This is a genomic window from Actinomyces sp., assembly GCF_030530635.1.
Taxonomy (GTDB): domain Bacteria; phylum Actinomycetota; class Actinomycetes; order Actinomycetales; family Actinomycetaceae; genus Actinomyces.
This window is the reverse complement of sequence record NZ_JAUMUL010000031.1, coordinates 1-23046: the sequence shown is the minus strand read 5'-3', so window position 1 is coordinate 23046 and position 23046 is coordinate 1. Positions and strand designations below refer to the sequence as shown.

Here is a 23046-nt window from a genome sequence, read left to right as displayed (position 1 = left end):
GCGGTTGGCGGTGGGGGCGGGCGGGGGCAACGGGCCTTGGCTGGCTATCAGCAGTCCTCGTGCCTTGGGCCGGGGTGTTTGGTTCTTAAGCGGGGGTGGGCTCAGTCTTGCAGGAAAGAGCGGATGACTTTCGCCAGGTTGGAAGGGGCTGTCGTGTTGATGGCGTGGCCGTGCCCGGAAAGGTCTGTCAGCCTTGTGCCCGGTGTTGCCTGCGCCATTTCGGCGGCCGTGCGGCGCAGCCAGGCGGCGCTCGCGGAACCTCGGAGTAGCAGTGTCTTTGTGGCGATCCGGTTGAATCGTTCGGGGCAAGCGCCGAGTGCGTTGATGGCCCGCATCTCCCTGGGCCAGGTGGGGGCGAGCGCCACTTGTTCGGCCCAGCCGGGCGGCTTCGGACGGCGGCGATCTCCTCCTCGGAGAACCCGGCGAACTCGCGTATTCCCGTGATCAGCGCGCCTTCCGGGTCCCCGTCACGCAGCAGCTCCTCGACTGCTGGGATGGGGCCGTCCCCGGTTGGAGTATCGAAGCGAATGCCCGGTTCGTAGACGATCAACGCGGCGGGCGGCACAGTGCCCTTCGCGCTCGCATAGGCCAGGGCAAGGCTCCCCCGAAGGAATGCCCGAACAGTGCGGCATCTCGGCCGGCCGCGGCCATCACGGCAGCAACGTCTTTGACCTCATGCTCCAGGGAGTGCTGCGGCCCTTCCGGGCTTGGCCCGTGGCCGCGCCGGTTCATCACGAATACGGTGAAGTGGTTGGACAGGGGCTGTGCGACCGCCTGCCAGTGGGCGGCGGTTGAAAGTGAGCCGTGGATGATCACGATGGGACGCCCTCGCCCGAGAACGTCGACGGCGAGTTCAATCCCGTCGGTTGTCGGGATGAGTCGTTGCTCAGGGTGCATGCCTTACTCCGTTCGACTTTTGGCGGTGTTACTTACAGGGGTGTGTCAGGGCTCCGTCCGGCGGGGACGAGCGCGGCAGGATGAGTGTCAGTGGCGGGTATGGACAGCGGGATGTCCTCGGCTCCGGCGTAGGTGACGACCACTTCGGCGTGGGCGTTTCCGATGGATTCGCCGAAGGCCTCGCCGGCATGCACGACGCGCGTGCGGCCGGTGTCGCGCTCCTCGAGCGTGAACTCGCCGTCGATCAGGGAGTGGCAGTGGCTCCTCGGAGGGGGCTGCTGCGCCAGTACTGGAAGCTCACCGACAGAAAGTATCTCGTGTCACTCACCGTGCGTGGCTGCGTCGTCGTCGCGTTTTCCGACTTTGGGGTGTATTACACGACCCCGGGGTGGTCGTAAAACGTACCCCGGGGTCGGAAAACGCAAGACCGGCTAGCGGTAGTCGTCCCAGGTTGGGGAGGGGAAGAGCACCGCCTCCCAGCGCGCCCACTCCTCGGTCAGGGAGATGGACGGGTGGCGGAAGAAGCGGATCTGGGCGCCGTCCATCGCCTCGATCGCCATCTCCACCAGCGGCCGCATCGTCTCCCAGCCGCCTGCCGCCATGACCTCGGGAGGCAGCCGCCACGCGAAGGAGGAATAGTAGTCCCACACCTGGTCGGGTCGGTTGATGAAGTAGTCGTATGCCGGATGGCGCGGGTCAGTGGCCTCCACCCCCAGCGTCATATACAGCTCCATCAACTCCGGGCGGGCCTCGTTTAAGGACACCAGGTAGCGGAAGTAGGCCGGCAGGCTGATACCGTCCGGATGGGTGGCGGCCGGGTCTCCCGAGTCGATGAAGTCCTGCGGAGTGCCCTGGCGGTCGTATCGTCCTGAAAGCAGTAGCTCCAGCAGGCCGTTCTTGGTGCCGATGTAATGCAGCAGACCCGCCTGGGTGATGCCGACGGCGTCGGCCACCTCCTGCAGCGACAGGCCATTGAAGCCGTGCTTGGCCACCAACTCGGTGGCGACGTCCACGATCTGCTCGCGCCGCTCGGCGGCGGTCATGCGATGGCGTTTAGCTGAGGACGGCGGCATGGTCCGATTCTACGGCCGGTCGGTGCGATCGAGGCGCCGACCGGCCGCGGGCGAGGAGGGTTTCAGCGCACCTTGCGGATCGCCAGGATCGAGAAGCAGCCGATCACTGCGCAGGCGATGGATATCGGGAACACCAGCGAGTAGCTTCCGGTGTGCGTGACCACGAAGGAGGTGATGATCGGACCGCACATCTGGCCGAAGGTGGTGGACATGTTGAGTATGCCCAGGTCCTTGCCCGCGGTCTCGGGGTTGGGCAGCACGTCCACGTTCAGGGCCTGATCGACTGAGCCGTACACGGCGTAGCCGAAGCCGGCAATGAAGGCGAACAGGTACATGCCCGTCGTCGTCGGCATGATCCAGGGCATCGCCACACCCAGGGCGAAGCACAGCGAGGCCATGACTACCGGTACCTTGCGCCGGTGCAGCAGGTCTGACAGCGGCCCGCCGAGGAATCCGCCGGCAAGGCTCACCACCAGGATGATGGTGTTGGTGACCGCCACGGTGGAGGCGACCTGACCGGTGGACAGGTCCAGATAATCCTGGATGATGTACAGCTGGTAGGCGTTGATCATCTGATAGGAGATCAGCATGGTGAAGCGTCCGAAGAACGCCTTGTAGAAGTCACTGGCACCGCGGGTGGGCGGAATGAATGAGCGGGCCAGGTCGGCCAGGGACTGGCCGGCCGGCGGCAGGTCGGCGGCCGAGCGTTCCCGGGGCCACAGTGCCACGGCCACGATGCCGGAGATCCCCATGAGGATGCCGCCGACGACGAAGCCCGAGGTGGCGGCCGAGCCTGCGGTGATGAAGGAGGCGCCGATGATCGCACCGAGCGGGTAGCCCATCGCCGCGCCTACGCCCCAGAAGGTCGACATGGTGCCGCGGATGGACTCGGGTACGCGGTCGGACAGTACCGCCACGGCCGGAGCGAGCATCATGTTCAGGCCGACCATGCACAGGCAGTAGTCGAGCGTCAGCAGCTTGGTGTTGCCGATGACGCCAACGGCGAAGAGCGTGACTCCGCCGATGATTCCTCCCCAGACGACCCAGGGAGTGCGGCGGCCGAAGCGTGAACGGGTCCGGTCGGAGAAGTTGCCGAAGACCAGGTTGGAAACCAGGGATACCACGGCTGTGATGGCGTTGATGGTGCCGAGGAGCGCATCGGGGTTGTCAACACCGAGGTCCTTGAGGCGCTGTGGCAGTAGGACGGAGGCGATGATGCTCAGTCCCACTGCCCACAGGACCGAGATCAAAAGGAATCCCGCCCCGAAGCGCACCATGGCGCCACGGTCGAGGGGCAGGCCGGTGTCGGGCGCGAGGTTGGATGGGACCGAGGCGTCTTCCTCGGCGGGGGACGCGGGCTGCTGTGCCACGTGCGTTAGTCCTTTCATCGAACGGCTATGTTCGTCAAAGACGGTTACTTACTACTTAGTAAGTACGATCGGTAGATTAAGGGCCGGACGGCGGACTGTCAAGCGTGCCCGCTACGTAGGCACTCGACGGTGAGGTGCCGGGCGCCGCCGCCCTCGCGGGCCGATCCTGCCGCTGACCCACCACGCGACGTCGACGCGGGCACCGCCGCGCTCCCGACCCGATCTCACACCGAACCCTCACTGCCGTCGGACCGCGCATGCGGAAGGCTATGCCCATGCGCCTGACCGACGACCTCAAGGACCTCTCCTCCGTACCGGCCTTCCGGACCCTGCTCGGCGTCCGGCTCGTCTCGCAGACCGGCGACGGCATGGTGCAGGCCGGCCTGGCCACCCTGTTCTTCTTCCAACCGCAGAACATGACCAGTGCCGCCGGCGTGGCCGCGGCACTGGTGGTCATGCTGCTGCCATTCAGCGTCGTCGGCCCCTTCACCGGCCCATTCATCGATCGTTGGCGCCGCCGCCAGACCCTCCTGTACGGCAACCTGGCGCGCGCCGGAATCATCGCACTGACCACACTGGCGCTGCGCGCCGGGGGAGTCGGCCCCGCCGTCTATGTACTGGTGCTGGTGGCCCTCGGCGTCAACCGCTTCCTGCTATCCGTGCTGTCCGCGGGACTGCCGCAGATCATCGACCGTCGGCGGCTGCTGACCGCCAACTCGATCGTGCCCACACTGGGCGGTGCGGCCACCGCGCTCGGCGCCGTCATCGGCTTCATACTGCGCCTGGCGTTACCGGCCGGAACCGCCCAGGACACCGCCAGCCTGTTGACCGCCATGGTCCTGTACCTGCTGGCCGCAGGCGTCGTCACCCGTCTGGGCGCCGGGCAGCTCGGCCCGGACAAGCCCGCCGACGACGGACTCGGCGCCGCGCTCGCGGCCACCGCGGGTGACCTCGTCAACGCGGTGCGCTATCTGGTGCGCCGCGGAACCCCCGGGCTGGCTTTGACCACCATGGCGCTGCACCGCTTCGTGTACGGCATGCAGGTGATCACTATGATCCTCACCGCCCGCAATCTGCTCGCCGCTCCCGAGGACGCCGATACGGGACTCGCCGTCTTCGCCACCCTGATGGGCGCCATGATCGCCGGCCATGGCCTGGCGGTGGTGCTCACCCCCTTGGCGCACGAGCGCGTAACGCCGTCGGCCTGGATCGTCATATGCCTGCTCGGTGGCAGCATCGGGCAGCTCCTGCTGGTGGCCACCTACCAGCAGACCCTCATGACTGTCGGGATTTTCATCTTCGGCGTGGGGGTGCAGGGTGCAAAGATCGCCGTGGACACCATCGTCCAGGCAGACACCGCCGATGCCTACCGCGGCCGCGCCTTCTCCATCTACGACGTCCTGTTCAACACCGCCGAGTGTGTCGCGGCCGGGGTGGCCGTAGTGGTCATGCCCGACGTCGGCTGGTCGCGTTCGGTGCAAGTGGCGCTGGTGATCTTCGTATGGTGCGTGGCGCTGGCCTACCGCAGTGGCTTGCGCGCGCTGGGCGGTCGCCCCCGCGCCGTCGTCGGCCTGCCCGGGCTGGGCTGACTCCTCACGCGGTGGCGCGCAGCCGCGCCCTGCGCACCAGTTTGCGCAGCTCATCCACCCACAGCACCAGTGAGGCCATGGCCACCGCGACCGCCCAGTGCGTCAGGTCCAGGCTCGCCGTGGAGAAGGCCGCCTGCAGGAACGGCACCTCCACCACCGCCACCTGCAGCACCACGCCCAGGGCGATCGCCCCCCACAGCCACTTGTTGACCAGCAGGTGACTGAAGGCGGAGACCGTCTCGGAGCGGGAGTTGACGGTGTTGAACAGCTACGCCAGCACCAGGGTGGTGAAGGAGACTCATCCGCAAGGCAGGCTACCATCCGATATCACGTCCGCGTAGGATCGTCACCATTTGGTCACCCGTGATGGGTAAGGAGCGTGTTGGCAGTGGCAGCAGCAATCGACGACAGCGGGAGGTCCGGTGCTCGGTCCGAGATGGCCCCCGCTGGAGCGGACAAGGAAGCAGAATCCGTCGGCTATGGTGCCGTGAGTCCATCAGGTGGAGACATCTCGGTAGTCTCGCCGGGCCGACGCCTCATGCGGAACGTCCTGCGAGGGTTCCTGGCGGTCGCGCTGGTGGTGATGGGAGGCGTTTCCGGTTGGCTGTGGTGGACCAGACCGCCAGTACGGGAGGTGCCGTTGCCCGATGAGCTTGCCGCCAAGGGAGGAACCTACGCACAGGTTCATGTGAGTATCGAGCCACTACAGACCGCAGCAGGCCAATTGCAAGTAGGACCATTGCGCTCGGAGGGGCACGAATGGATCGGCACGCTGCTGTGGCGTCACAATGACGGCATCCAAGAGCCCATTGAACTACGACTGGGAGAAACTACTCACATCGACGGACTGGGCACAGTCACCTTGTTCGCCGTTAATCCAGAACCGCTCTTCCCCGACTACCGATTAGGAGGTTGGACCTACAAGGTGTACATCGTCCTCGACCCCGGAGTCGAGCGAATAATGTGAGCACTCACGCGACATGACTTTGGTTATGGTATTTCTCCGCCGATGTCGGTGCGGTTGAAGTATTTCTCGTAGTCCTCACGGGTGATGCGGATAATGCCGTCGTCTTCGGCGTCGGAGCCGTCGGCGGTGTTGTTGTGCGCCCAGGGGTTGCGCAGGGTCACGTACTCCTCGTCTATCGCAATCACCGTGTAGGCGTGACCTTCGGCGATCTGGTAGTCGCCGGTTCTGTCGCGACCGTCGATCGCGGCGTCCGGATGCTGCCTGTCGGCGACGTCGGCGTCGGTGTTGGCGGTCGCATCCGACGCCGTACTTCCATCACTGAAATCGCCGCCTGTGCCCGCGACCACCGGCCTGCCATCCTGCACGGCCTGTTCGATCTGCGCCCACTCCTCATCGGTGTACTGATGATCCTCGCGCACCGCCCCCAGAAAGCCCGAGGTGCCTCTGGTGTCAACTACTGGCGGGCCGTACTGCCCGGAGATCGCCCGCATCGCATCGCCGGGCCTGCCGTACGGCAGGCTGTGGTCGCCCAGGTACTGGCCGTAGGCGCGCTCATACACGCTCATCAGGTTCGGCCCCCGCCGCCCACCACCCAGATCATCACCCTGGTTACCGTCGGTGTAGTAGTCGGTGACCCTGATCTCCTCCGGAAAACCGAAGAAGTTGTACAGGGTGACGATGAACGCCTGATCCTCCTGGCTCCACCGCACATGATCCCGTAGGAACTGCTCCCCATCCTCAGACAGCGAATACGCATCCAAAGTCGCCAGAAAGTAGCAATCACCAATATCCGCCTGGTCTACGGGGTCCCAGTCCGCAGAGCCGTCAGCCTGCTGCCGCAACCTGCGGATGTCCTCATCACTGAAAGCCGTCTTGCTCCCGGTACCGTCATCCTCGCCCTTGCCCGCACCAGCCACGCCACCCCCATACGCGCCGCCGGCGCCAGTCCCCGACGCCACCCCGGAACCGGCACCAACCGCGTTTAGGGCGGCCGCGGTGTGCATGGCCGCAATACTGACCCGCGCCCGGATCCCTACCGCCGCGCCCGCGGCCGCGTAGCGCACGCCTGCCACCAGCACCGCCGGCGCCGCCGAGTCAACGGCCTCCATTAGCGCCGACACCACCAGCGCCCGCAGCCGCTCCAACGCCTCCTGGGCCTCAACCAGCACCTGGGCGTAGGCCTCCAGATGATGCGCCCCGTCCAGCAGGCCGGTGATCGACTCATCCAGGTCCCGCTCCAGACCCCGGGAGGAGGAGCGGAACGCCTCTGCGCTTTCCCCTTGCCAGGACGCCACCGCCAGGCGCGAGGACACCACCGAGTCGGCGGCCTCGCCCAGCACCCGGGCACTGGCCCGCCAGGAGTCCGCCACCGCCAGCACCCCGCCGGGCGAGCCCGGAACCTCACCAACCACCCCGCCGGCGACCGCGTCCGCACTCAAACCCATACCGGCCTCCCTTTCCTTACCACGCACCACCGCGCCTCGGCTGACAGCACCACAGCCACCAGCCCGGCGAAGATCACGCTCCCATCAATACGCGCTCACTGTAACCCCACCGACACCAACACCACCAGCGTATGGGTACCCGCCTTGCGCCTACCTCGGCGTTGGGAGACTGGCTGCCATGGCATTGGCCGCTTGGTGGCTTCTCCATCAGCGGGCCGTGCTGCTGGTGAGGTTCTTGATCTTCTTCCGTGTGGCTGCGGGGGTGGCGGTGCTGGTTGTGCCGACGTCGGGTGGTCGCGGGCCGTGTGGGTCGGTCTGGTGGGCTTCGTGTGGGGTGTGGCGCTACTCTACCGCAGCCACGTGCACGCCCTGGCGGACTGGCCCCGCGAGGTGATTGGCCTGCCCGGGCTGGGCTGAGGCCCTACCGGATCCCCGGCCGCAAAGGGCTGCGCCGCACCCTGCCGTGCGCAGTCCGGGAGGGTGCGACGTCGACGGCGGTGGTGCGTACCTGAAGTCCCTCACGCTGTGCAAGCGCTAGGCAGAACTGTGTGTGATTCGATGCCGGAGGCCACTGTGCCCTTCCGGCAATGCGAATTAAGTGCTGGAGAACAGCTGCTTCTATCTCACGCCAGGACAGTGCCAGTTGTGCAAGCGCTTGCGTAAACCGACCAGGCCGACGTATGCTCGTCGTGTTGCGCGGTGATCATCGATGACGCCGTGTACACCGGCCGGTACCCACCGGCTCAGTCCCATCAACCGCGACTCTCTCAACCCATCACCGCAGCTGGGCTCGGGCCGTCCCATGGCCAGGCGTAGGCACGCCGTCGTTCCCGCTGAGGTCACCAGAAAGGGATCGGCATATGCGATCTGTGAACCGTACGCCGCGCCGGGCAGCGGCGCTCGCCTGCGCACTCGTCCTCGCCACCACGGGCGTGGCCGCCTGCTCCCCCGGGGGCGGGCAGGCCGCCGACGCGCAGGCGGACTGCGCCAAGTACGAGCAGTGGGGCGACCTGTCAGGGGAGACGATCAACATCTACTCGCCCTACGTCGGCGGCGATCAGGAGCGTCTGGAGAACTCCTGGGCGGGTTTCTCCCAGTGCACCGGGGCGGAGATCGTCTACGAGGGCTCGACCGACTTCGAGTCGCAGATCCAGGTGCGCATCCAAGGAGGCAATGCTCCGGACATCGCCTTCATCCCCCAGCCGGCACTACTGAACACCCTCGCCCAGCAGGATGTGCTCATCCCCGCCTCCGACGCGGTGGCCGCCAATGTTGAGGCGGGCTGGTCGGAGTCCTTCTCCGACTACGCCACGGTCGACGGCACCCTGTACGGCTCGCCGCTGACCACCGGAGTCAAGTCCTACGTGTGGTACTCGGTGCCCCTGTTCGAGGCGGGTGGCTACGAGGCCCCCAACACCTGGCAGGAGCTGCTCGACCTGACCGCCCGGATTCAGGCAGACACGGGGCAGCGAGTGTGGTGCGACGGCTTCGAGTCCGGGGCCGCCACGGGATGGCCGGGAACGGACTGGCTGGAGGACTTGGTGCTGCGCACCGCCGGTGAGGACGTGTACGACCAGTGGATCGCCCATGAGATCCCCTTCAACGATGCGCGGATCGTTAAGGCGCTCGATGAGGTCGGGAAGATCCTCAAGAACGCCGATTACGTCAACGCCGGCTTCGGGGACGTGACCTCGATCGCCTCCACCAACCAGATCGACGCCCTGACCGCGGTCACGGACGGGGAGTCCTGCTACATGTCCCACCGCACCGCCTCGGCCACCTTCGACGATGACGTCACCGTCGCCCCGGATGGCGACGTCTGGGGCTTCTACCTGCCGGGAACCAGCGCCGATGCCCCCAAGCAGCTCGTGGGCGGAGGAGAGTTCACCGTCGCCTTCACCGAATCCGAGGCCGTGGAGTCCGTGCGCCAGTACCTGGCCTCGGACACCTGGGCCAATGACATCGTCACCCAGGGAATGGTCTCGGCCAACACCGGAGTGGACGCCTCCAACGCCCCGACACCCCAGCTGGAGAACGCCATCGAACTACTCCAGTCCGACGGCGCCGTCTTCCGCTTCGACGCCTCCGACCTGATGCCCACCGCCGTGGGCGGGGGCACCTTCTGGAAGGGGATGACCGACTGGGTGCTCGGATCCACCACGACGCAGGTGCTCTCCGACATCGAGTCCGGCTGGAACGACTGAACTCGCCCGGGGGGGCGGCGCCGGCGTGTGCCGCCCCCCGGTACCCGGGAACCGGAGGACAGGAGAACAACCATGTTGGCAGGATGGCAGGACAAGCTCCTGCAAGTCGGTTTGGCGCTGGCGGCCATCGCGATCGTCGTCGCCCTGGTGGTGCTCGTGGTCGCACTGGCGGAGCGGTGGCGTGCGAGGGAGCGGATGATCGCCCTGGTGTTCGCGGGACCCGCGTTGCTACTGCTGGCGGTGGGACTCGTCTATCCCATGGGTGGGACGGCTCTGATGTCCCTGTACGACGGTACGCAGACGCAGTTCGTCGGCCTGGACAACTACCAGTGGATCTTCACGGACCCGGCCGCCGTGCGCTCGCTGCTGAACACCCTGATCTGGCTGGTGGTGGTCCCCGTGGCCTCAACCGGCTTCGGCTTCCTGTACGCCCTGCTCATAGACGGCAGCCGCTTCGAACGCTTCACCAAGACCCTCATGTTCATGCCGATGGCGATCTCATTCGTGGGGGCCTCCATCATCTGGAAGTTCGTCTACGCCTACCGGGATATCTCCCGGCCCCAGATCGGTCTGCTCAACCAGCTCCTCGTCTGGCTCGGCCAGGAACCGCGTCAGTTCCTCATCGACTCCCCCGGGAACACGCTGTTCCTGATCGTGGTGATGATCTGGACGCAGACCGGCTACGCCATGGTGCTGCTGTCAGCCGCCATCAAGGCCATGCCGGTGGACGTCGTCGAGGCCGCCCGACTGGACGGCGCCGGCGGCCTGCGCATGCTGACCAACATCACCATTCCCCTGGTGCGGCCGACCCTGGTGGTCGTGTTCACCACCATCGCCATCGGATCGCTGAAGGTTTTCGACATTGTCCGCACCATGACCGGCGGCCAGTACGACACCCAGGTGATCGCCAACACCATGTACGACCAATCCTTCCGGTTCGGACAACCCGGAATCGGATCCGCCCTCGCCGTGCTCCTGCTGGTGATGGTGGCGCCGGTCATCGCCTTCAACGTCCATCAGCTCCGCCGCAACCGGGAGGTACGAGGATGAGCGCCGCCGCTCCCGCCACGCCGTCGATCTGGGCCCGCACCCATACGGCACTGACCTCCAAGGCCGCCTCCGGGCTGTCACTGCTGATAGCCCTGTTGTGGACCGTGCCGACCTTCGGCCTGTTCATCTCCTCCTTCAGGCACAAGTCCGACCTGAACAACTCCGGCTGGTGGACCTTCCTGGCCAGGCCAAGCCTCACGCTGGACAACTACACCGACGTCCTGTTCGGCGGGTCGGCCTCCAATCAGCTGAGCAACTACTTCTTCAACTCCCTGCTGATCACCCTGATCGGCGCCTTCGTGCCGATGTTGCTTGCGCTCATGGCCGCCTACGCCTTCTCCATGATCGACTGGCGCGGACGCGACCTGGTGTTCACGGTCGTCTTCGCCCTCCAGATCGTCCCCATCCAGATGACACTCGTTCCCCTGATGCGCATATTCGTGGGTTCCGGGGTGTCCAAGACCCTGCCCTTCGTGGCGGTGTGGATCGCCCACACGATTTACGCCCTGCCGCTGGCCGTGTTCCTGCTGCACAACTACATGGCGGACATTCCGCGGGAAATCGTGGAGGCCGCCAAGGTGGACGGCGCCGGACACATTACGATCTTCACTCGGATCGTCCTGCCCCTGCTCACCCCGGCCATGGCCTCCTTCTTCATATTCCAGTTCCTATGGGTGTGGAACGATCTGCTGGTGTCGCTCACTTACGCTGGCGGTACCGCGAAGACCGCCCCGCTGACGGTGCGTCTGGCCGACCTGTCGGGCACCTACGGGGACGATTGGAACCTGCTGACGGCGGGAGCATTCGTCTCCATCATCGTGCCCGTGACCGTGTTCCTCCTGCTGCAGAAGTACTTCGTGCGCGGCATGATGGCGGGGTCAGTGAAGAGCTGACCGCCGCCCCGGGCCGATGCCGCACGGATCGCGTCGTCCCGACAGGGCCCCGCGAGGCTCACTGGGGGAGCGTGGGAACTGAGGAGACCGATGACCACGATCGCCGACGTCGCCCGGGCCGCCAAGGTGTCGATATCCACGGCGTCGCGGGCCCTGCGCGACAACCCGCAGATCTCGGAGGCGACGCGCCGTCGGGTGAAAGATGCGGCGCGCGAGCTTGACTACGTGGTCAACACCTCGGCTCGACGCCTGGCCAGCGGGCGCACCAATGCCGTCGGCCTGCTCGTGCCCTATGTGACGGGATGGTTCTTCGGGCAGGCGATCACCGGTGCGGAGCAGGTGTTGCGGGCGGCCGGGCATGACGTCCTGCTGTACAACCTGGTAGACGTCGATGGCCGCCGGAGCTTCTTCGAGCGCATGCCCCTGCGCAACGTGGTGGGAGGGGTGCTGGTCTTCTCCCTCGCGCTGAGCCAAGAGGAGATTGAACTTTTCGGGCGCTACCGCATTGCTCTGACCACCTTGGGCGAGGCGACGGCGCAGGTCAGCTCCGTCATGATCGATGATCGCGCCGCTGCGGCCACGGCGGTGCGCCACCTGCTCAACCTGGGCCACCGGCGTATCGGCCTGATCAGCGGTGAACTGGATCATCCGATGGGCTTCAAGTCCTCGCGCCTGCGTCACCAGGGATACCTGGAGGCCTTGGCTCAGGCCGACGTCGTTCGCGATCCCGCACTGGTCGTCGAGGCCGACTACACCGTTCAGGGTGGATGCCTGGCCGTGGCTCGGCTGATGAGCCTGGCCGAGCCGCCGACCGCCATATTCGTGATGAGCGATGAAATGGCGATCGGGGCCATGCACACGGCGCGGTCCATGGGCATCCGTGTTCCCGAGGATCTGTCGGTGGTGGGCTTCGACGACTACAAGATGTCGGAGCTGTTCGGACTGACGACCATTCGGCAACCCGTGCTGGCAGAGGGGCGTAGTGGTGCCGAACTGCTGCTGTCTGCGCTTGGAGACGGGGCGGACACACCCGTGCACAGGGTGCTGCCGACCGAACTCGTCGTTCGCGCCACCACCAGGAGATTCGAACCTCGCCCCTGGTAGGCGTCGTGAATTACTGCTCAAGGGTGGCCTTCGCGTGACCTTTGCGAGACACTTGGTGTGTGAAGCGTGTCCTTGTCACCGGCGCCCGTGGCTACCTCGGGTCGAATCTGCTGCCGCGGCTAGTGGCGGCGGACTGGGAGGTGCGTGCCCTGGGGCCGCGTCGTCCTGCGCCGGAGCACCCGCTGCCGGTTGATGTGGAATGGGTGACGGGTTCCGTGCTGGACTCGGAGGAACTCGGCGGGGCGATGGAGGACTGCGACGCCGTCGTCCACCTCGCCGCCCGCATCACCCTGCGGCGGCGCGATCCCGCCGCCTGGCGGCTCAACACCCACGGTCCGGCGCTGGTGGCGGCCGCGGCGCGTCGTCGCGGCATCCGCCTGGTGCACTGCTCCTCAATTCACGCCCTGGACTGTTCCGCCGCCGGAACCATAACCGAGGCCACGCCACTGGCGGATGCGAATCGCCCGCTGTATGACCGCTCCAAGGCCGTGGGGCAGCGGGCCGTGGCGGCCGAGGTCGCGCGAGGGCTCGATGCCGTGATCTGTCTGCCCACCGGAATCATTGGCCCCGTCGATCGCGATTCGCGGGTGAACCGACTCATTCTCGCCGCCGCGCGGGGATCCCGTCCCCCGGTGGTGACCGGTGGCTTCGACTGGGTGGATGTGCGGGATGTCGCCGCCGCCATCGCGGTGGCCCTCGACTGGGGCCGGTCGGGCCGCTCGTATTTGCTCGGGGGCACGCGCGCGCAGCTGGTGACTCTGATGTCGCTCGGGGCGATCCTGGCTGGGCGGCGGCCGCTGCACCCGGCGATTCCGCTGGAGTGGGCGCGGCCATTGGCGCCCTTAGGGGAAGTGGTGGGGCATCGGCTCGGCACCGACGTCTTCACGCCGGCCGCGCTCGGTGCCCTGTCCGACAATCCGACGGTCTCCAATCGGCGGGCCCGTGAGGAACTCGGCTTCCTGCCCCGACCGCTGGCAATGACCGTGCGAGACCTGCTCGACTCCACCGGCATCAAGACGGTCGGCTGAGCCTTCACTCCGAGGCGCCGATGTTGAAGATCCAGCGGATGCCGAAGGGGTCCACGAGCACGCCGTTGAGGTCACCCCAGGGCGTCTGCTCCAGCGGCTCGACGATCTGTGAGTCCCGGGCCAGGCCCTTCCAACAGTCGGTCAGACGCTCGCGCTCCTCTCCGTTCAGACATAGCGCTACGGCGGAGCCGACTGCCACCGGTTCCTCGGACAGCGGCCGATCGGTCGCGCGCAGCACGAAGCCGTCCGGTGTGCGCAGCACGCCGTAGAGCACGTCCTGTCCGTGGCCCGGATCGGCGGGAACCTCCCAGGCGGCGAAGGTCTCAATGTCCAGCTCTCCGCCCAGGGCTTCGCGGTAGTAGGTGAGTGCCCGGCGGGCCTGCCCGGCGAAGCTGATGTAGGCGCTGAGGTCGGCTTTCATGCGTGTCTCCTTGTGCGGCTTGTCCACGGTTCCGGTGGAGGCACGAGCCACGGCGGCCCTCGCCACCGGTTAGGCTCATTCTTGGAGAGAAAACCGGACGTCTTCTGTCATGGATGGGGGAGCAGATGCGGGCGGATCGGCTGCTGCGCATGATATGGATGCTGAGCGGACGTTCCGCGCCGACGCCGGCGACGGAGCTTGCCGACCGGCTCGATGTCAGCGTTCGCACCGTACTGCGCGACGTCGAGGCCCTTTCCACCGCGGGTGTCCCGGTCTACACGCGGCAGGGGCGCGGTGGCGGCGTGAGCCTGCTGCCACACTGGCGCCCGGACCTGCTGGGCCTTGAAGCGGATGAGGCCCGGGCCTTGGCTACGGTCGTCTCGCTCGCCGGCGCGGGAGCCCTGGGCCTGGATGACGCCGTTGAGCGGGCACTCGACAAGGTGGCGGCGTCCGCAGCCTCACGAGGAGCACCCGAAGAGTCGGGCGAGACGGTGCGCCTGGGGACCCGGGTGGTCATAGATCCCGAGGGGTGGCTGCCCGGCATCGGCGGGCGATCGTGGTTGAAGGAAGCTCTGGCGGCGGTCGAGGGCGGATATAGCGTTCGCTTCCGCTACACGCCGGGTCAGTCGGGCGCGACTCGGGAGGTGGTCAGCCCGGCCCTGGGTCTGCTGTGCGCGGGCTCCGACTGGTACCTGGTGGGACGCGCGGAGCACGAGACTCGTTTCTTCCGACTGGACCGCATTGACGAGTTGGAGACGTGCGAGGCCGACGGCGCGGAATCGTCGTCGGCCTCGGCGGGGTCGGAGGAAGGATCTGGCAAGTCGACCGGATTTGGGAGGGCCGCGTCTGCAGAAGCCGCAGAATCTGTTGACGCCCGATTCGATCTGCTCGGCGAGTGGCACGCCGCCCGCGAGCGCTTCCGCTCCCGGTTTCATCCCCTGCCCGCGCTCCTGGAGTTGCAGCCGGACGCCCTCGGCCGGCTGCGCAGCCTGGTGCAGGTGGAGGCGATCGAGGCCGGCGGGGAGCAGCCCGACGTCGCCCTCGGCGACGGTGAGATTCCCGTGTCCTCGGCAGACAACTGCCCATCCGTGCGGGCGCGAGTGGTCTTCGCCGACATTTCCCACGCCTTGGAGGCGCTGCCCCGACTCGCCGGAAAGGTGCGCGTGCTGGAGCCTCCCGAGCTGCGGGCGAGCATGCGCGAGCTGGCCGAGCAGCTTATGGCTGACCACACCGACGAAGACGAGTCTAAGAAACACGACAGTTGATGTCGTGAATCGGGTGAGAGCCTGTGACGGCAAGGCGGTCGGTACGTAACTTCTACCGATCTCGGCACGTAACAACTACCGAACTCGGTGGTGTGGTGGTTGGGGGAGGGCGGTCAGCTCTCCCGGGGCCGCAGCCGCGCCCTGCGCACCAGTTTGCGCAGCTCGTCCACCCACAGCACCAGTGAGGCCATGGCCACCGCGATCGCCCAGTGCGTCAGGTCCAGGCTCGCCGTGGAGAAGGCCGCCTGCAGGAACGGCACCTCCACCACCGCCACCTGCAGCACCACGCCCAGGGCGATCGCCCCCCACAGCCACTTGTTGACCAGCAGGTGCTTGAAGGCGGAGACCGTCTCGGAGCGGGAGTTGACGGTGTTGAACAACTGCGCCAGCACCAGGGTGGTGAAGGCGGCGGTGCGCGCGGTGGTCAGATCGTCCACACTCAGGGAGGTCTCGATCAGCCCGCCGGGCAGGAAGATGTCGAGTGTGCCCAGCGTAGCCGCCGCCATGACGGCCCCCACCAGCAGTACGCCGCGCCACATGGCGCCGTCGATGACCCGCTCGTCGGGTCGGCGCGGTGGGCGCCCCATGACGTCCTCCACGCTCGGGTCCACACCCATGGCCAGGGCCGGGCCGGAGTCGGTGACCAGGTTGATCCACAGGATCTGGGTGGCCACCAGCGGCAGCACCACGCCGGAGTCGCTGTGCCCGGCGAGCCCGATCACGCCCGCCAGCACCACGCCGCCGAACACCGTGAGCACCTCGCCCATATTGGACGACAGCAGGTAGCGCAGGAACTTCCTGATGTTGTCAAAGATCCGCCTCCCCTCGCGCACGGCGGCCACGATGGTGGCGAAGTTGTCGTCGGCCAGCACCATGGTGGCGGCCTCCTTGGTGACCTGTGTGCCGGTCACCCCCATGGCCACGCCGATGTCGGCGGAGCGCAGCGCGGGGGCGTCATTCACGCCGTCGCCGGTCATGGCCACCGTGTGCCCCTGCGCCTTGAGCGCCCCCACGATCCGCAGTTTGTGCTCCGGAGCCACCCGCGCATACACATTCACGCCTCCGACGACGTCCGCCAGTTCGGCGTCGTCCATGCCGGACAGCTCCCGACCGGTCACCACGCGCGCCCGCGGCTCGGCTATACCCAGGTCGGCGGCGATGCGCCCGGCGGTTGCCGGGTGGTCGCCGGTGATCATGAGCACCCGCACCCCGGCGCGGTGCGCCTCGGCGACGGCGGCGGCCGCCTCCGGGCGGGGCGGGTCGATGATGCCGACCACACCGGCCAGCGTGAGCCCATGCTCCAAGTGCTCGAAGACGCCGTCGGCGCCCGCCTCGGCGACGGCGGCTGCCTCACCGGCGTCCAGCGTCCGATACGCGACCCCCAGGGTGCGCAGTGCCCGGCCGGACATGTCGGCGATGTGTGCCGCGAACTCCTCACGCACCTCGGCGTCCAGAGGCCGGTCCGTGTCGCCCACGCGCACCGAGGCGCAGCGCTCCATGAGTACATCGGGGGCGCCCTTGGACAGAAGAATCGTGGTGCCGTGCTTGGCGTCGGTGTAAAGCACACTCATGAGCTTGCGCTCGGAGGTGAAGGGCACTATGCCCACCCGGGTGAAGCGGCCCTCCCGACTGCCCTGTGTGCCGAGTTTGCGTTCGGCCACCAGGAAGGAACCCTCAGTGGGGTCGCCGACGACGCTCCATACCCCCGCGTCCTCGGCCAGCTCGGTGTCGGAGGCCATGGCCCCGCCGGAGAGCACCACGGTGACCTCATCGCGCAGCGCCCCGGTCAGTGGCTCCGCGTCCGGGCGGCCGTCGCGGTCGGCATCGGGGGCCACGTCGCCGCTCGGCTCGTAGCCGATGCCGGTGACCACCGTGGTGCCGGAGGCGGAGACCACCTCCTGAATGGTCATCTCCGAGCGGGTGAGTGTGCCGGTCTTGTCCGAGCAGATCACGGAGGCCGACCCCAGGGTCTCCACGCTGCTGAGCTTCTTGACCACCGCCTTGTGCAGTGCCATCCGCTGCACGCCCAGCGCCAGCACCACCGACAGGATCGCCGGCAGACCCTCCGGTACGGCCGCCACCGCCAGGGACACCCCCAGCAGCAGGGCGTCGATGAAGGAGTCCGCGGTCCGCTCCGGTGTGAGTGCCAGCAGGGTGGCCACCACCACGACGGCGATCACCACTACGATCCCGCCCAGCATCTTGGATACGCGGGAGATCTCCTGCTCCAGGGGGGTGTCCTCGTCCTCGACGGCGTCGAGCATGCGGGCGATCGCACCCATTTCGGTCGCCCCGCCCGTGGCCGTGACTACGGCCTGCCCGGATCCCTGGGCCACAGAGGTGCCGCGGTAGACCATGCCGGCGCGGTCGGCCAGGTCCGCATCCGCGGCGACGGCCTCGGCACTCTTGGAGACGGCGTCGGCCTCACCGGTGAGGGAGGCCTCGATCACGCGCAGGGAGGCGGCCGACAGCAGGCGGGCGTCGGCTCCCACCTGGTCGCCCTCGCCCAGGATCAGCACGTCCCCGACCACCAGCTGGGCGGAGGGGACGACGACGCGCGCCCCGTCCCGCAGTACCGTGCTGGAGGCCCGGGTCATGGCGGACAGGGCGGCGACGGCGTCGGCGGCCTTGTTCTCCTGTACGAAGCCGAGCACCGCGTTGAGGGTGATGACGGCGAAGATCACCAGCGCGTCCACGGGCACGCCGTGGGCGCCCTCCAGCACCCAGGCGACCGTGGAGATTACGATCGCGAGGATCAGCAGGTAGACCAGCGGCTCGGCGAATTGCGCCAGGAAGCGGCGCCAGGCAGGTACCGGGGGCCTGCTGGGAAGCTCGTTGGGGCCGTCGGCGGCCAGTCGGGCGGCGGCGGAGTCGGCTGTCAGACCGATCTCGGGGTCGGTGCCCAAGGACGTCGCCACCTCCTCGCCCGGCAAGGACCAGGGCGCGGTGGGCGGAGCGACAGGGGCGGTCAACTGTGCGGTCACGGGCATATCCCACCAGCGGTGCGCCCCGACGTCGAGCACCGTTCGCCGTCAGCGCCTCCCGGTCGCGTTTCGGGTGGAGTTCAACGGCGTCACAGCGTCCTCATAGGCTGCGGCACGAGGATGAGTTGCGTGTGTCTCCCGCTGGTGCCCGAGCGTGCTCGGCGCGCACAATTGACCTATCTGACAGGCCGAATGGTGGCCCGAGGACCCCTCGGCGTGATGTGATGAAGCCGGACGAAGCTGCGGACAGGAAGAGGAGCGCATGGCAGACTCCGCGAATCAGGGTGGTACCCGACCCACGGGCCGGAAGCTCGCCCAGGCGGCCAGCGCCGGGCACGTGACCAAGGCGCACAAGGAGAAGCGGCCCAAGGGCAGTAAGCGTCCCGCGGGCCGTGCGGACAAGGCCGTGGACGGGGCGGCTGTGGGGCGGCGTCGCCGAATCAACTACCCGCGCGCCGGCAAGGGACCGATCCGCCGCTGGCTGCCCAGCTGGCGGTTCATGCTGGGAAGCTTCCTGCTCCTGATCGTGCTGGCCGTGTCCGGCTTCGCCGTCGCCTACTCCATGGTCAGGGTGCCCGAGCCCAGCGAGTTCGCCCAGGCGCAGACAACCACCGTCTACTACGCCGACGGCACCACCGTCATGGGTGAGTTCGCCGAAGTGGATCGGGAGATCATTGATGCGACCCAGCTGCCCGAATACGTGGGCAACGCCGTGGTCGCCTCCGAGGACCGCACCTTCTACTCCAACAACGGCATCGACCCCAAGGGCATCATCCGAGCCTTCGTCAACAACCTGCGCGGCGGTGCCCTCCAGGGGGCCTCCACCCTGACGCAGCAGTACATCAAGAACTACTACGTCGATACCACCAGCTCCTACGTAGGCAAGTTCAAACAGGCGATCATGGCTATCAAGATCGACCGGGAGATGAGCAAGCAGGAGATCCTCGGCTCCTACCTCAACACCGTCTACTTCGGGCGCGGCGCATACGGCATCGAGGCGGCCTCCGAGGCGTTCTTCGGTCATCCCGCCTCCGAGCTGACGGTATCGGAGGCGGCGCTGCTGGCCGGCATCCTGCCCTCGCCGAGCAACTGGGATCCCGCCTTGGACCCGGACCAGGCCGCCGCCCGCTGGCAGCGCGTGCTGGACTACATGCTTGAGGACGGTTACATCACCCAGGAGCAGTACAACTCCGCCGAAATGCCCGAGACCATAGCGACCCAGACGAAGGAGACCTACGGCGGCCCCACCGGCTACCTGCTGCAGATGGTGCGCGCAGAGCTGGAGGCCAAAGCCGGCATGGAGCCCGAGAACATCGACACCGGCGGCTACAGGATCGTCACCACGATCGACAAGAAGAACCAGGACGCCGCCGTCGCCGCCGTCAACAATCTGCCCGAGGGGGCCTCGCCGAATCTGCGTGCGGCACTGGTGTCGATTGATTCCAGAACCGGCGGCATCCTCGCCCTGTACGGCGGGGAGGACTACCTGACCAACCAGGTCAACTCCTCCACCGACGCCGTCGCCCAGGCCGGCTCCACCTTCAAACCCTTCGCGATGGTGGCCGCGCTGGAGAACGGGGACACGCTCGCCAACGGCTACAACGGCGACTCGCCCATGGTCATCGACGGCACCACCTTCCAGAACTTCCAGAACGTGTCCTACGGCTGGTCCAACCTGGTTAAGGCGACCACCTACTCGATCAACACCACCTACCTGCAGCTCAACCGAGACGTGGGCCCGGAGGTGACCAATGAGGTGGCGGTGCGTGCGGGCTATCCGCAGGACACCATGGGTCTGGACGCCTACGTCCAGAACGTTCTCGGTTCGGCCTCGCCGCATACGATTGACATCGCCACCGCCTACGCGACCTTCGCCTCTCAGGGCACCAAGCGCGACACGCATATCGTCGATACGGTCACCAACTCCGCGGGTTCGGTCGCCTACACCGGCTCCAAGGATGGTGAGAAGGTCTTCAGTGACGACGTGATGGCCGATTCCACCTATGCGATGCAGCAGGTGGTCAACGCCGGCTCCGGTACGACGGCGCTCGAACTCGGACGGCCGGTCGCGGCGAAGACCGGTTCCTCCTCTGACAACAAATCCGCTCAGTTCGTTGGCTACACCCCCCAGATCGCCACGGCGGTGACTCTCTACCAGACCGGGGAGGACGGCTCGGAGGAGTCGATCACCCCCTGGGGCTACTACGGGGAGATCACCGGCTCGACCTATCCGGCGGACATCTTCACCGAGTACATGACCACGGCGCTCGCGGATCTGCCGATAGAGGACTTCCCCGAGCGCACGGCCGGCTCATACACTCCCGGCGGCCTGTACGGCACCCCCGCCCCGGTGGAACCGGTGGAGACGACCAACAACACCCCCGAAGCCCCGGTTCAGACCGAGGCGCCCATTGAGCAGCCCACTCAGCAGGCCCCCGCGACCCAAGCGCCGGAGCAGAACGTCCCCACTCCGGGTGGTGACGATGACGACAACGATGACGACGATGACGAAGATGGCGATTCTCCCGGCGGCCAGGGAGGTGACTTCAATCCGAACCCGGGCGGAGGAGACGACACTGGTGAGAATCCGGGCGGCAACGGTGACGGCTCGGGTGACAGCGGCGGCCGCCAGAACCAGCAGGGCGTGGGGCGGTAGCCTCCATCCGGCTCCACCGCGCCGATGCGTGGCGCACCGCACGCCTGGTGCCGTGGTTACCGCCTTTCAGCGAACCGGTCCCCTCAGGTATGGTGACCGGCGAGCCGCCGACTCCGTGCACGTTCCTGCGGGCCGGACGACGCGGCCGAACGCATCACCCTCCTGTCACGGAGAGACCGTGACCGCTTGAGACCAGAGGAGGTGGGTACAAAGCATGCGTCATTACGAGATGATGATCATTCTCGCGCCCGAGACGGATGAGCGCACCATCGCTTCCGCGCTTGAAAAGATGCTGCAGGTCGTTCCCAGTAACGGGGGTACCGTGGACAAGACAGACGTCTGGGGCAAGCGCCGTCTCGCGTACGACATCAAGAAGAAGTCCGAGGGCATCTACGTGGTCGTCGACATGACTACCACGCCGGAGGTGGCCCAGGAGCTCGATCGCCAGCTCGGCCTGAATGAGTCGGTGCTGCGAACCAAGCTGCTGCGCGCCGAGGCCTGAGCGCGAACCGGAACGGAGACAAGCAATGGCCGGCGATACCGTCATCACGATCATCGGGAATCTGACTGCGGACCCCGAGATGCGTTTCACGCCCTCGGGGGCGGCGGTCGCCTCCTTCACCATCGCCTCCACTCCGCGGAGCTTCGACCGTCAGGCCCAGGAGTGGCGCGATGGGGAGACCCTGTTCATGCGCTGCTCGATCTGGCGTGACGCCGCGGAGAACGTGGCCGAGTCACTGACCAAGGGCACCCGCGTGATCGCGCAGGGTCGCCTGCAGCAGCGCTCCTACACCACCCGTGAGGGCGAGAACCGCACGGTGGTGGAGATGCAGGTCGATGAGATCGGCCCCTCACTGCGCTACGCCAAGGCGCAGGTCACCCGCCAGCCCCGCGGGGGCGGCCAGGGCGGCTTCAATCAGGGCGGCCAAGGCGGTTACAACGCCGGCCAGCAGCAGGGCGGATACAACCAGGGCGGTTACAGCAACGCCCCGCAGGGCGGCCAGGGCGGTTACAGCCAGGGCGGCCAGCAGGGCAGCTACAACGCCCCGGCAGGCGGCGCCCCGGACGACCCCTGGGCCACCGGTGGCTCGACCAACTTCGGTGACGAGCCCCCATTCTGATTCGCTCTCCGGCCGGCGGTGCTGTTTCGCGTCGGCATTCGCCCGGTTAGGCCGGGCAGGCGCCATCCGGCGCCATTCAAATCTCGCAATAGACCTACGGGCGCCGTCCGGCGCCGCATCCAAGGAGTACCACCATGGCGAAGCCCCAGCTTCGTAAGCCCAAGAAGAAGATCGCACCGGTGAAGGCCGTCAAGGTCGGCACTATCGACTACAAGGACACCGCCACGCTGCGGAAGTTCATCTCCGACCGCGGCAAGATCCGCGCCCGCCGCGTCACCGGCGTCTCCGTGCAGGATCAGCGCAAGATCGCCAGGGCCATCAAGAATGCCCGCGAGATGGCCCTGCTGCCCTACACGAGTTCTGCCCGCTGAGGAGGCGCACGAATATGACCACCAAGCTCATTCTCACTCATGACGTGACCAACCTCGGCGCCGCCGGAGACGTGGTGGAGGTCAAGGACGGTTACGCCCGCAACTACCTCGTCCCCCGCAAGCTCGCCACGCCGTGGACCAAGGGTGCCCAGAGGCAGATCGACCAGATGGCCGAGGCCCGCCGCAAGCGCGCCATCAACTCCCTGGAGCAGGCCCAGGAGGCCCGCGCCTGGCTGTCGAGCAATGTCATCACCGTCACCGCCGCCGCCGGCGACAACGGCCGTCTCTTCGGTGCCGTGACCACCGCGCAGCTGGCCGACGGCGTCAAGGAGGCCGGCGGCCCCGTCATCGACCGCCGCAAGATCGAAGTGATCCCCCCGATCAAGTCCACCGGACGCCACAGCGCCTCTGTGCGCCTGCACGCCGACGTCGTGGCACCCCTTGAGGTCAACGTCGTCCCCGCCCGCTGAGCCGGGTAGCGGCTGACACGAATAACTAGGTCGTAGCCGACGCGCCCTCGGGTGCGTCGGCTACGTCTTTATACGGCGCTTCCGGTTTGAGGGTGTGGCGGTTCGCCGGGTGTGGGTTGTCTGCGCGAATGTGGTGTT

General features: G+C 67.1%; 22 protein-coding genes. 14 read left to right on the top strand and 8 right to left on the bottom strand.

The window, feature by feature from the left end; translation table 11 throughout:
• Window positions 1-101 precede the first annotated feature (101 nt).
• Together Q4A20_RS08555 and Q4A20_RS08550 are read right to left on the bottom strand one after the other, a co-directional pair.
• Complete coding sequence (locus tag Q4A20_RS08555; RefSeq protein ID WP_303122300.1) at window positions 102-335, bottom strand: alpha/beta fold hydrolase; 234 nt, start codon at window positions 333-335, stop codon at window positions 102-104.
• Between the two features lie 211 nt (window positions 336-546).
• On the bottom strand, window positions 547-897 hold the full coding sequence (locus tag Q4A20_RS08550) for an alpha/beta fold hydrolase (protein WP_303122298.1): 351 nt from the start codon (window positions 895-897) through the stop codon (window positions 547-549).
• An 80-nt stretch (window positions 898-977) separates the two neighbouring features.
• Here Q4A20_RS08550 and Q4A20_RS08545 point away from each other — a divergent pair, with 80 nt between their 5' ends.
• Window positions 978-1295: a hypothetical protein gene (locus Q4A20_RS08545; protein ID WP_303122297.1), complete on the top strand. Its 318-nt coding sequence runs from the start codon at window positions 978-980 to the stop codon at window positions 1293-1295.
• 33 nt (window positions 1296-1328) lie between these two features.
• Here Q4A20_RS08545 and Q4A20_RS08540 read toward each other — a convergent pair whose 3' ends face one another.
• Window positions 1329-1970, bottom strand: coding sequence for a TetR/AcrR family transcriptional regulator (locus Q4A20_RS08540; RefSeq protein WP_303122296.1), 642 nt, complete (start codon window positions 1968-1970; stop codon window positions 1329-1331).
• 62 nt (window positions 1971-2032) lie between these two features.
• Complete coding sequence (locus Q4A20_RS08535) at window positions 2033-3340, bottom strand: MFS transporter (RefSeq protein ID WP_303122295.1); 1308 nt, start codon at window positions 3338-3340, stop codon at window positions 2033-2035.
• Between the two features lie 275 nt (window positions 3341-3615).
• On the opposite strand from Q4A20_RS08535, the gene Q4A20_RS08530 reads away from it, so the two are divergent.
• On the top strand, window positions 3616-4929 hold the full coding sequence (locus Q4A20_RS08530) for an MFS transporter (protein WP_303122294.1): 1314 nt from the start codon (window positions 3616-3618) through the stop codon (window positions 4927-4929).
• A 4-nt stretch (window positions 4930-4933) separates the two neighbouring features.
• Here Q4A20_RS08530 and Q4A20_RS08525 read toward each other — a convergent pair whose 3' ends face one another.
• Window positions 4934-5197 (bottom strand): cation-translocating P-type ATPase C-terminal domain-containing protein, encoded by a 264-nt coding sequence (locus Q4A20_RS08525; protein ID WP_303122318.1) that lies wholly within the window; start codon window positions 5195-5197, stop codon window positions 4934-4936.
• Window positions 5198-5317: 120 nt separating this feature from the next.
• Here Q4A20_RS08525 and Q4A20_RS08520 point away from each other — a divergent pair, with 120 nt between their 5' ends.
• The gene (locus Q4A20_RS08520) at window positions 5318-5896 is read left to right on the top strand and encodes a hypothetical protein (RefSeq protein WP_303122293.1); all 579 of its coding nucleotides are present in this window, start codon (window positions 5318-5320) and stop codon (window positions 5894-5896) included.
• A gap of 23 nt (window positions 5897-5919) precedes the next feature.
• On the opposite strand, the gene Q4A20_RS08515 is transcribed toward Q4A20_RS08520, so the two are convergent.
• The gene (locus Q4A20_RS08515) at window positions 5920-7341 is read right to left on the bottom strand and encodes a C2 family cysteine protease (RefSeq protein WP_303122292.1); all 1422 of its coding nucleotides are present in this window, start codon (window positions 7339-7341) and stop codon (window positions 5920-5922) included.
• An 860-nt stretch (window positions 7342-8201) separates the two neighbouring features.
• Here Q4A20_RS08515 and Q4A20_RS08510 point away from each other — a divergent pair.
• From Q4A20_RS08510 to Q4A20_RS08490, 5 genes are all read left to right on the top strand, one after another.
• Complete coding sequence (locus tag Q4A20_RS08510; RefSeq protein WP_303122291.1) at window positions 8202-9545, top strand: ABC transporter substrate-binding protein; 1344 nt, start codon at window positions 8202-8204, stop codon at window positions 9543-9545.
• Between the two features lie 72 nt (window positions 9546-9617).
• On the top strand, window positions 9618-10595 hold the full coding sequence (locus Q4A20_RS08505) for a carbohydrate ABC transporter permease (protein ID WP_303122289.1): 978 nt from the start codon (window positions 9618-9620) through the stop codon (window positions 10593-10595).
• Entirely contained in the window at window positions 10592-11488 is an 897-nt protein-coding gene (locus Q4A20_RS08500) for a carbohydrate ABC transporter permease (RefSeq protein ID WP_303122287.1), read from the top strand. Before Q4A20_RS08505 ends, Q4A20_RS08500 begins: the two co-directional genes overlap by 4 nt.
• 90 nt (window positions 11489-11578) lie before the next feature.
• Window positions 11579-12592, top strand: coding sequence for a LacI family DNA-binding transcriptional regulator (locus Q4A20_RS08495; RefSeq protein ID WP_303122286.1), 1014 nt, complete (start codon window positions 11579-11581; stop codon window positions 12590-12592).
• Between the two features lie 59 nt (window positions 12593-12651).
• Window positions 12652-13620, top strand: a complete 969-nt coding sequence (locus Q4A20_RS08490) for an NAD-dependent epimerase/dehydratase family protein (protein WP_303122285.1) — start codon at window positions 12652-12654, stop codon at window positions 13618-13620.
• Between the two features lie 4 nt (window positions 13621-13624).
• Here the strand turns inward: Q4A20_RS08490 and Q4A20_RS08485 are convergent, their stop codons facing one another.
• A complete protein-coding gene (locus tag Q4A20_RS08485) occupies window positions 13625-14041 on the bottom strand; it encodes a VOC family protein (RefSeq protein ID WP_303122284.1) in 417 nt (138 codons plus the stop codon).
• Window positions 14042-14154: 113 nt separating this feature from the next.
• Between Q4A20_RS08485 and Q4A20_RS08480 the strand changes: the two genes are divergently transcribed.
• A complete protein-coding gene (locus tag Q4A20_RS08480; RefSeq protein WP_303122283.1) occupies window positions 14155-15306 on the top strand; it encodes a YafY family protein in 1152 nt (383 codons plus the stop codon).
• A gap of 113 nt (window positions 15307-15419) precedes the next feature.
• Here Q4A20_RS08480 and Q4A20_RS08475 read toward each other — a convergent pair whose 3' ends face one another.
• Entirely contained in the window at window positions 15420-18290 is a 2871-nt protein-coding gene (locus Q4A20_RS08475) for a cation-translocating P-type ATPase (protein ID WP_303122282.1), read from the bottom strand.
• 262 nt (window positions 18291-18552) lie between these two features.
• Between Q4A20_RS08475 and Q4A20_RS08470 the strand changes: the two genes are divergently transcribed.
• From Q4A20_RS08470 to rplI, 5 genes are all read left to right on the top strand, one after another.
• Window positions 18553-20946 carry a transglycosylase domain-containing protein gene (locus Q4A20_RS08470; protein ID WP_303122281.1) on the top strand — a complete coding sequence of 798 codons (2394 nt, stop codon included), beginning with the start codon at window positions 18553-18555 and terminating at the stop codon, window positions 20944-20946.
• Between the two features lie 214 nt (window positions 20947-21160).
• Complete coding sequence (rpsF, locus tag Q4A20_RS08465) at window positions 21161-21448, top strand: 30S ribosomal protein S6 (RefSeq protein ID WP_303122280.1); 288 nt, start codon at window positions 21161-21163, stop codon at window positions 21446-21448.
• A 25-nt stretch (window positions 21449-21473) separates the two neighbouring features.
• The gene (locus Q4A20_RS08460) at window positions 21474-22067 is read left to right on the top strand and encodes a single-stranded DNA-binding protein (RefSeq protein ID WP_303122279.1); all 594 of its coding nucleotides are present in this window, start codon (window positions 21474-21476) and stop codon (window positions 22065-22067) included.
• A 134-nt stretch (window positions 22068-22201) separates the two neighbouring features.
• Complete coding sequence (rpsR, locus tag Q4A20_RS08455; protein ID WP_303122278.1) at window positions 22202-22438, top strand: 30S ribosomal protein S18; 237 nt, start codon at window positions 22202-22204, stop codon at window positions 22436-22438.
• Window positions 22439-22452: 14 nt separating this feature from the next.
• On the top strand, window positions 22453-22908 hold the full coding sequence (gene rplI / locus Q4A20_RS08450) for a 50S ribosomal protein L9 (protein ID WP_303122277.1): 456 nt from the start codon (window positions 22453-22455) through the stop codon (window positions 22906-22908).
• The last annotated feature ends 138 nt before the right edge of the window (window positions 22909-23046 follow it).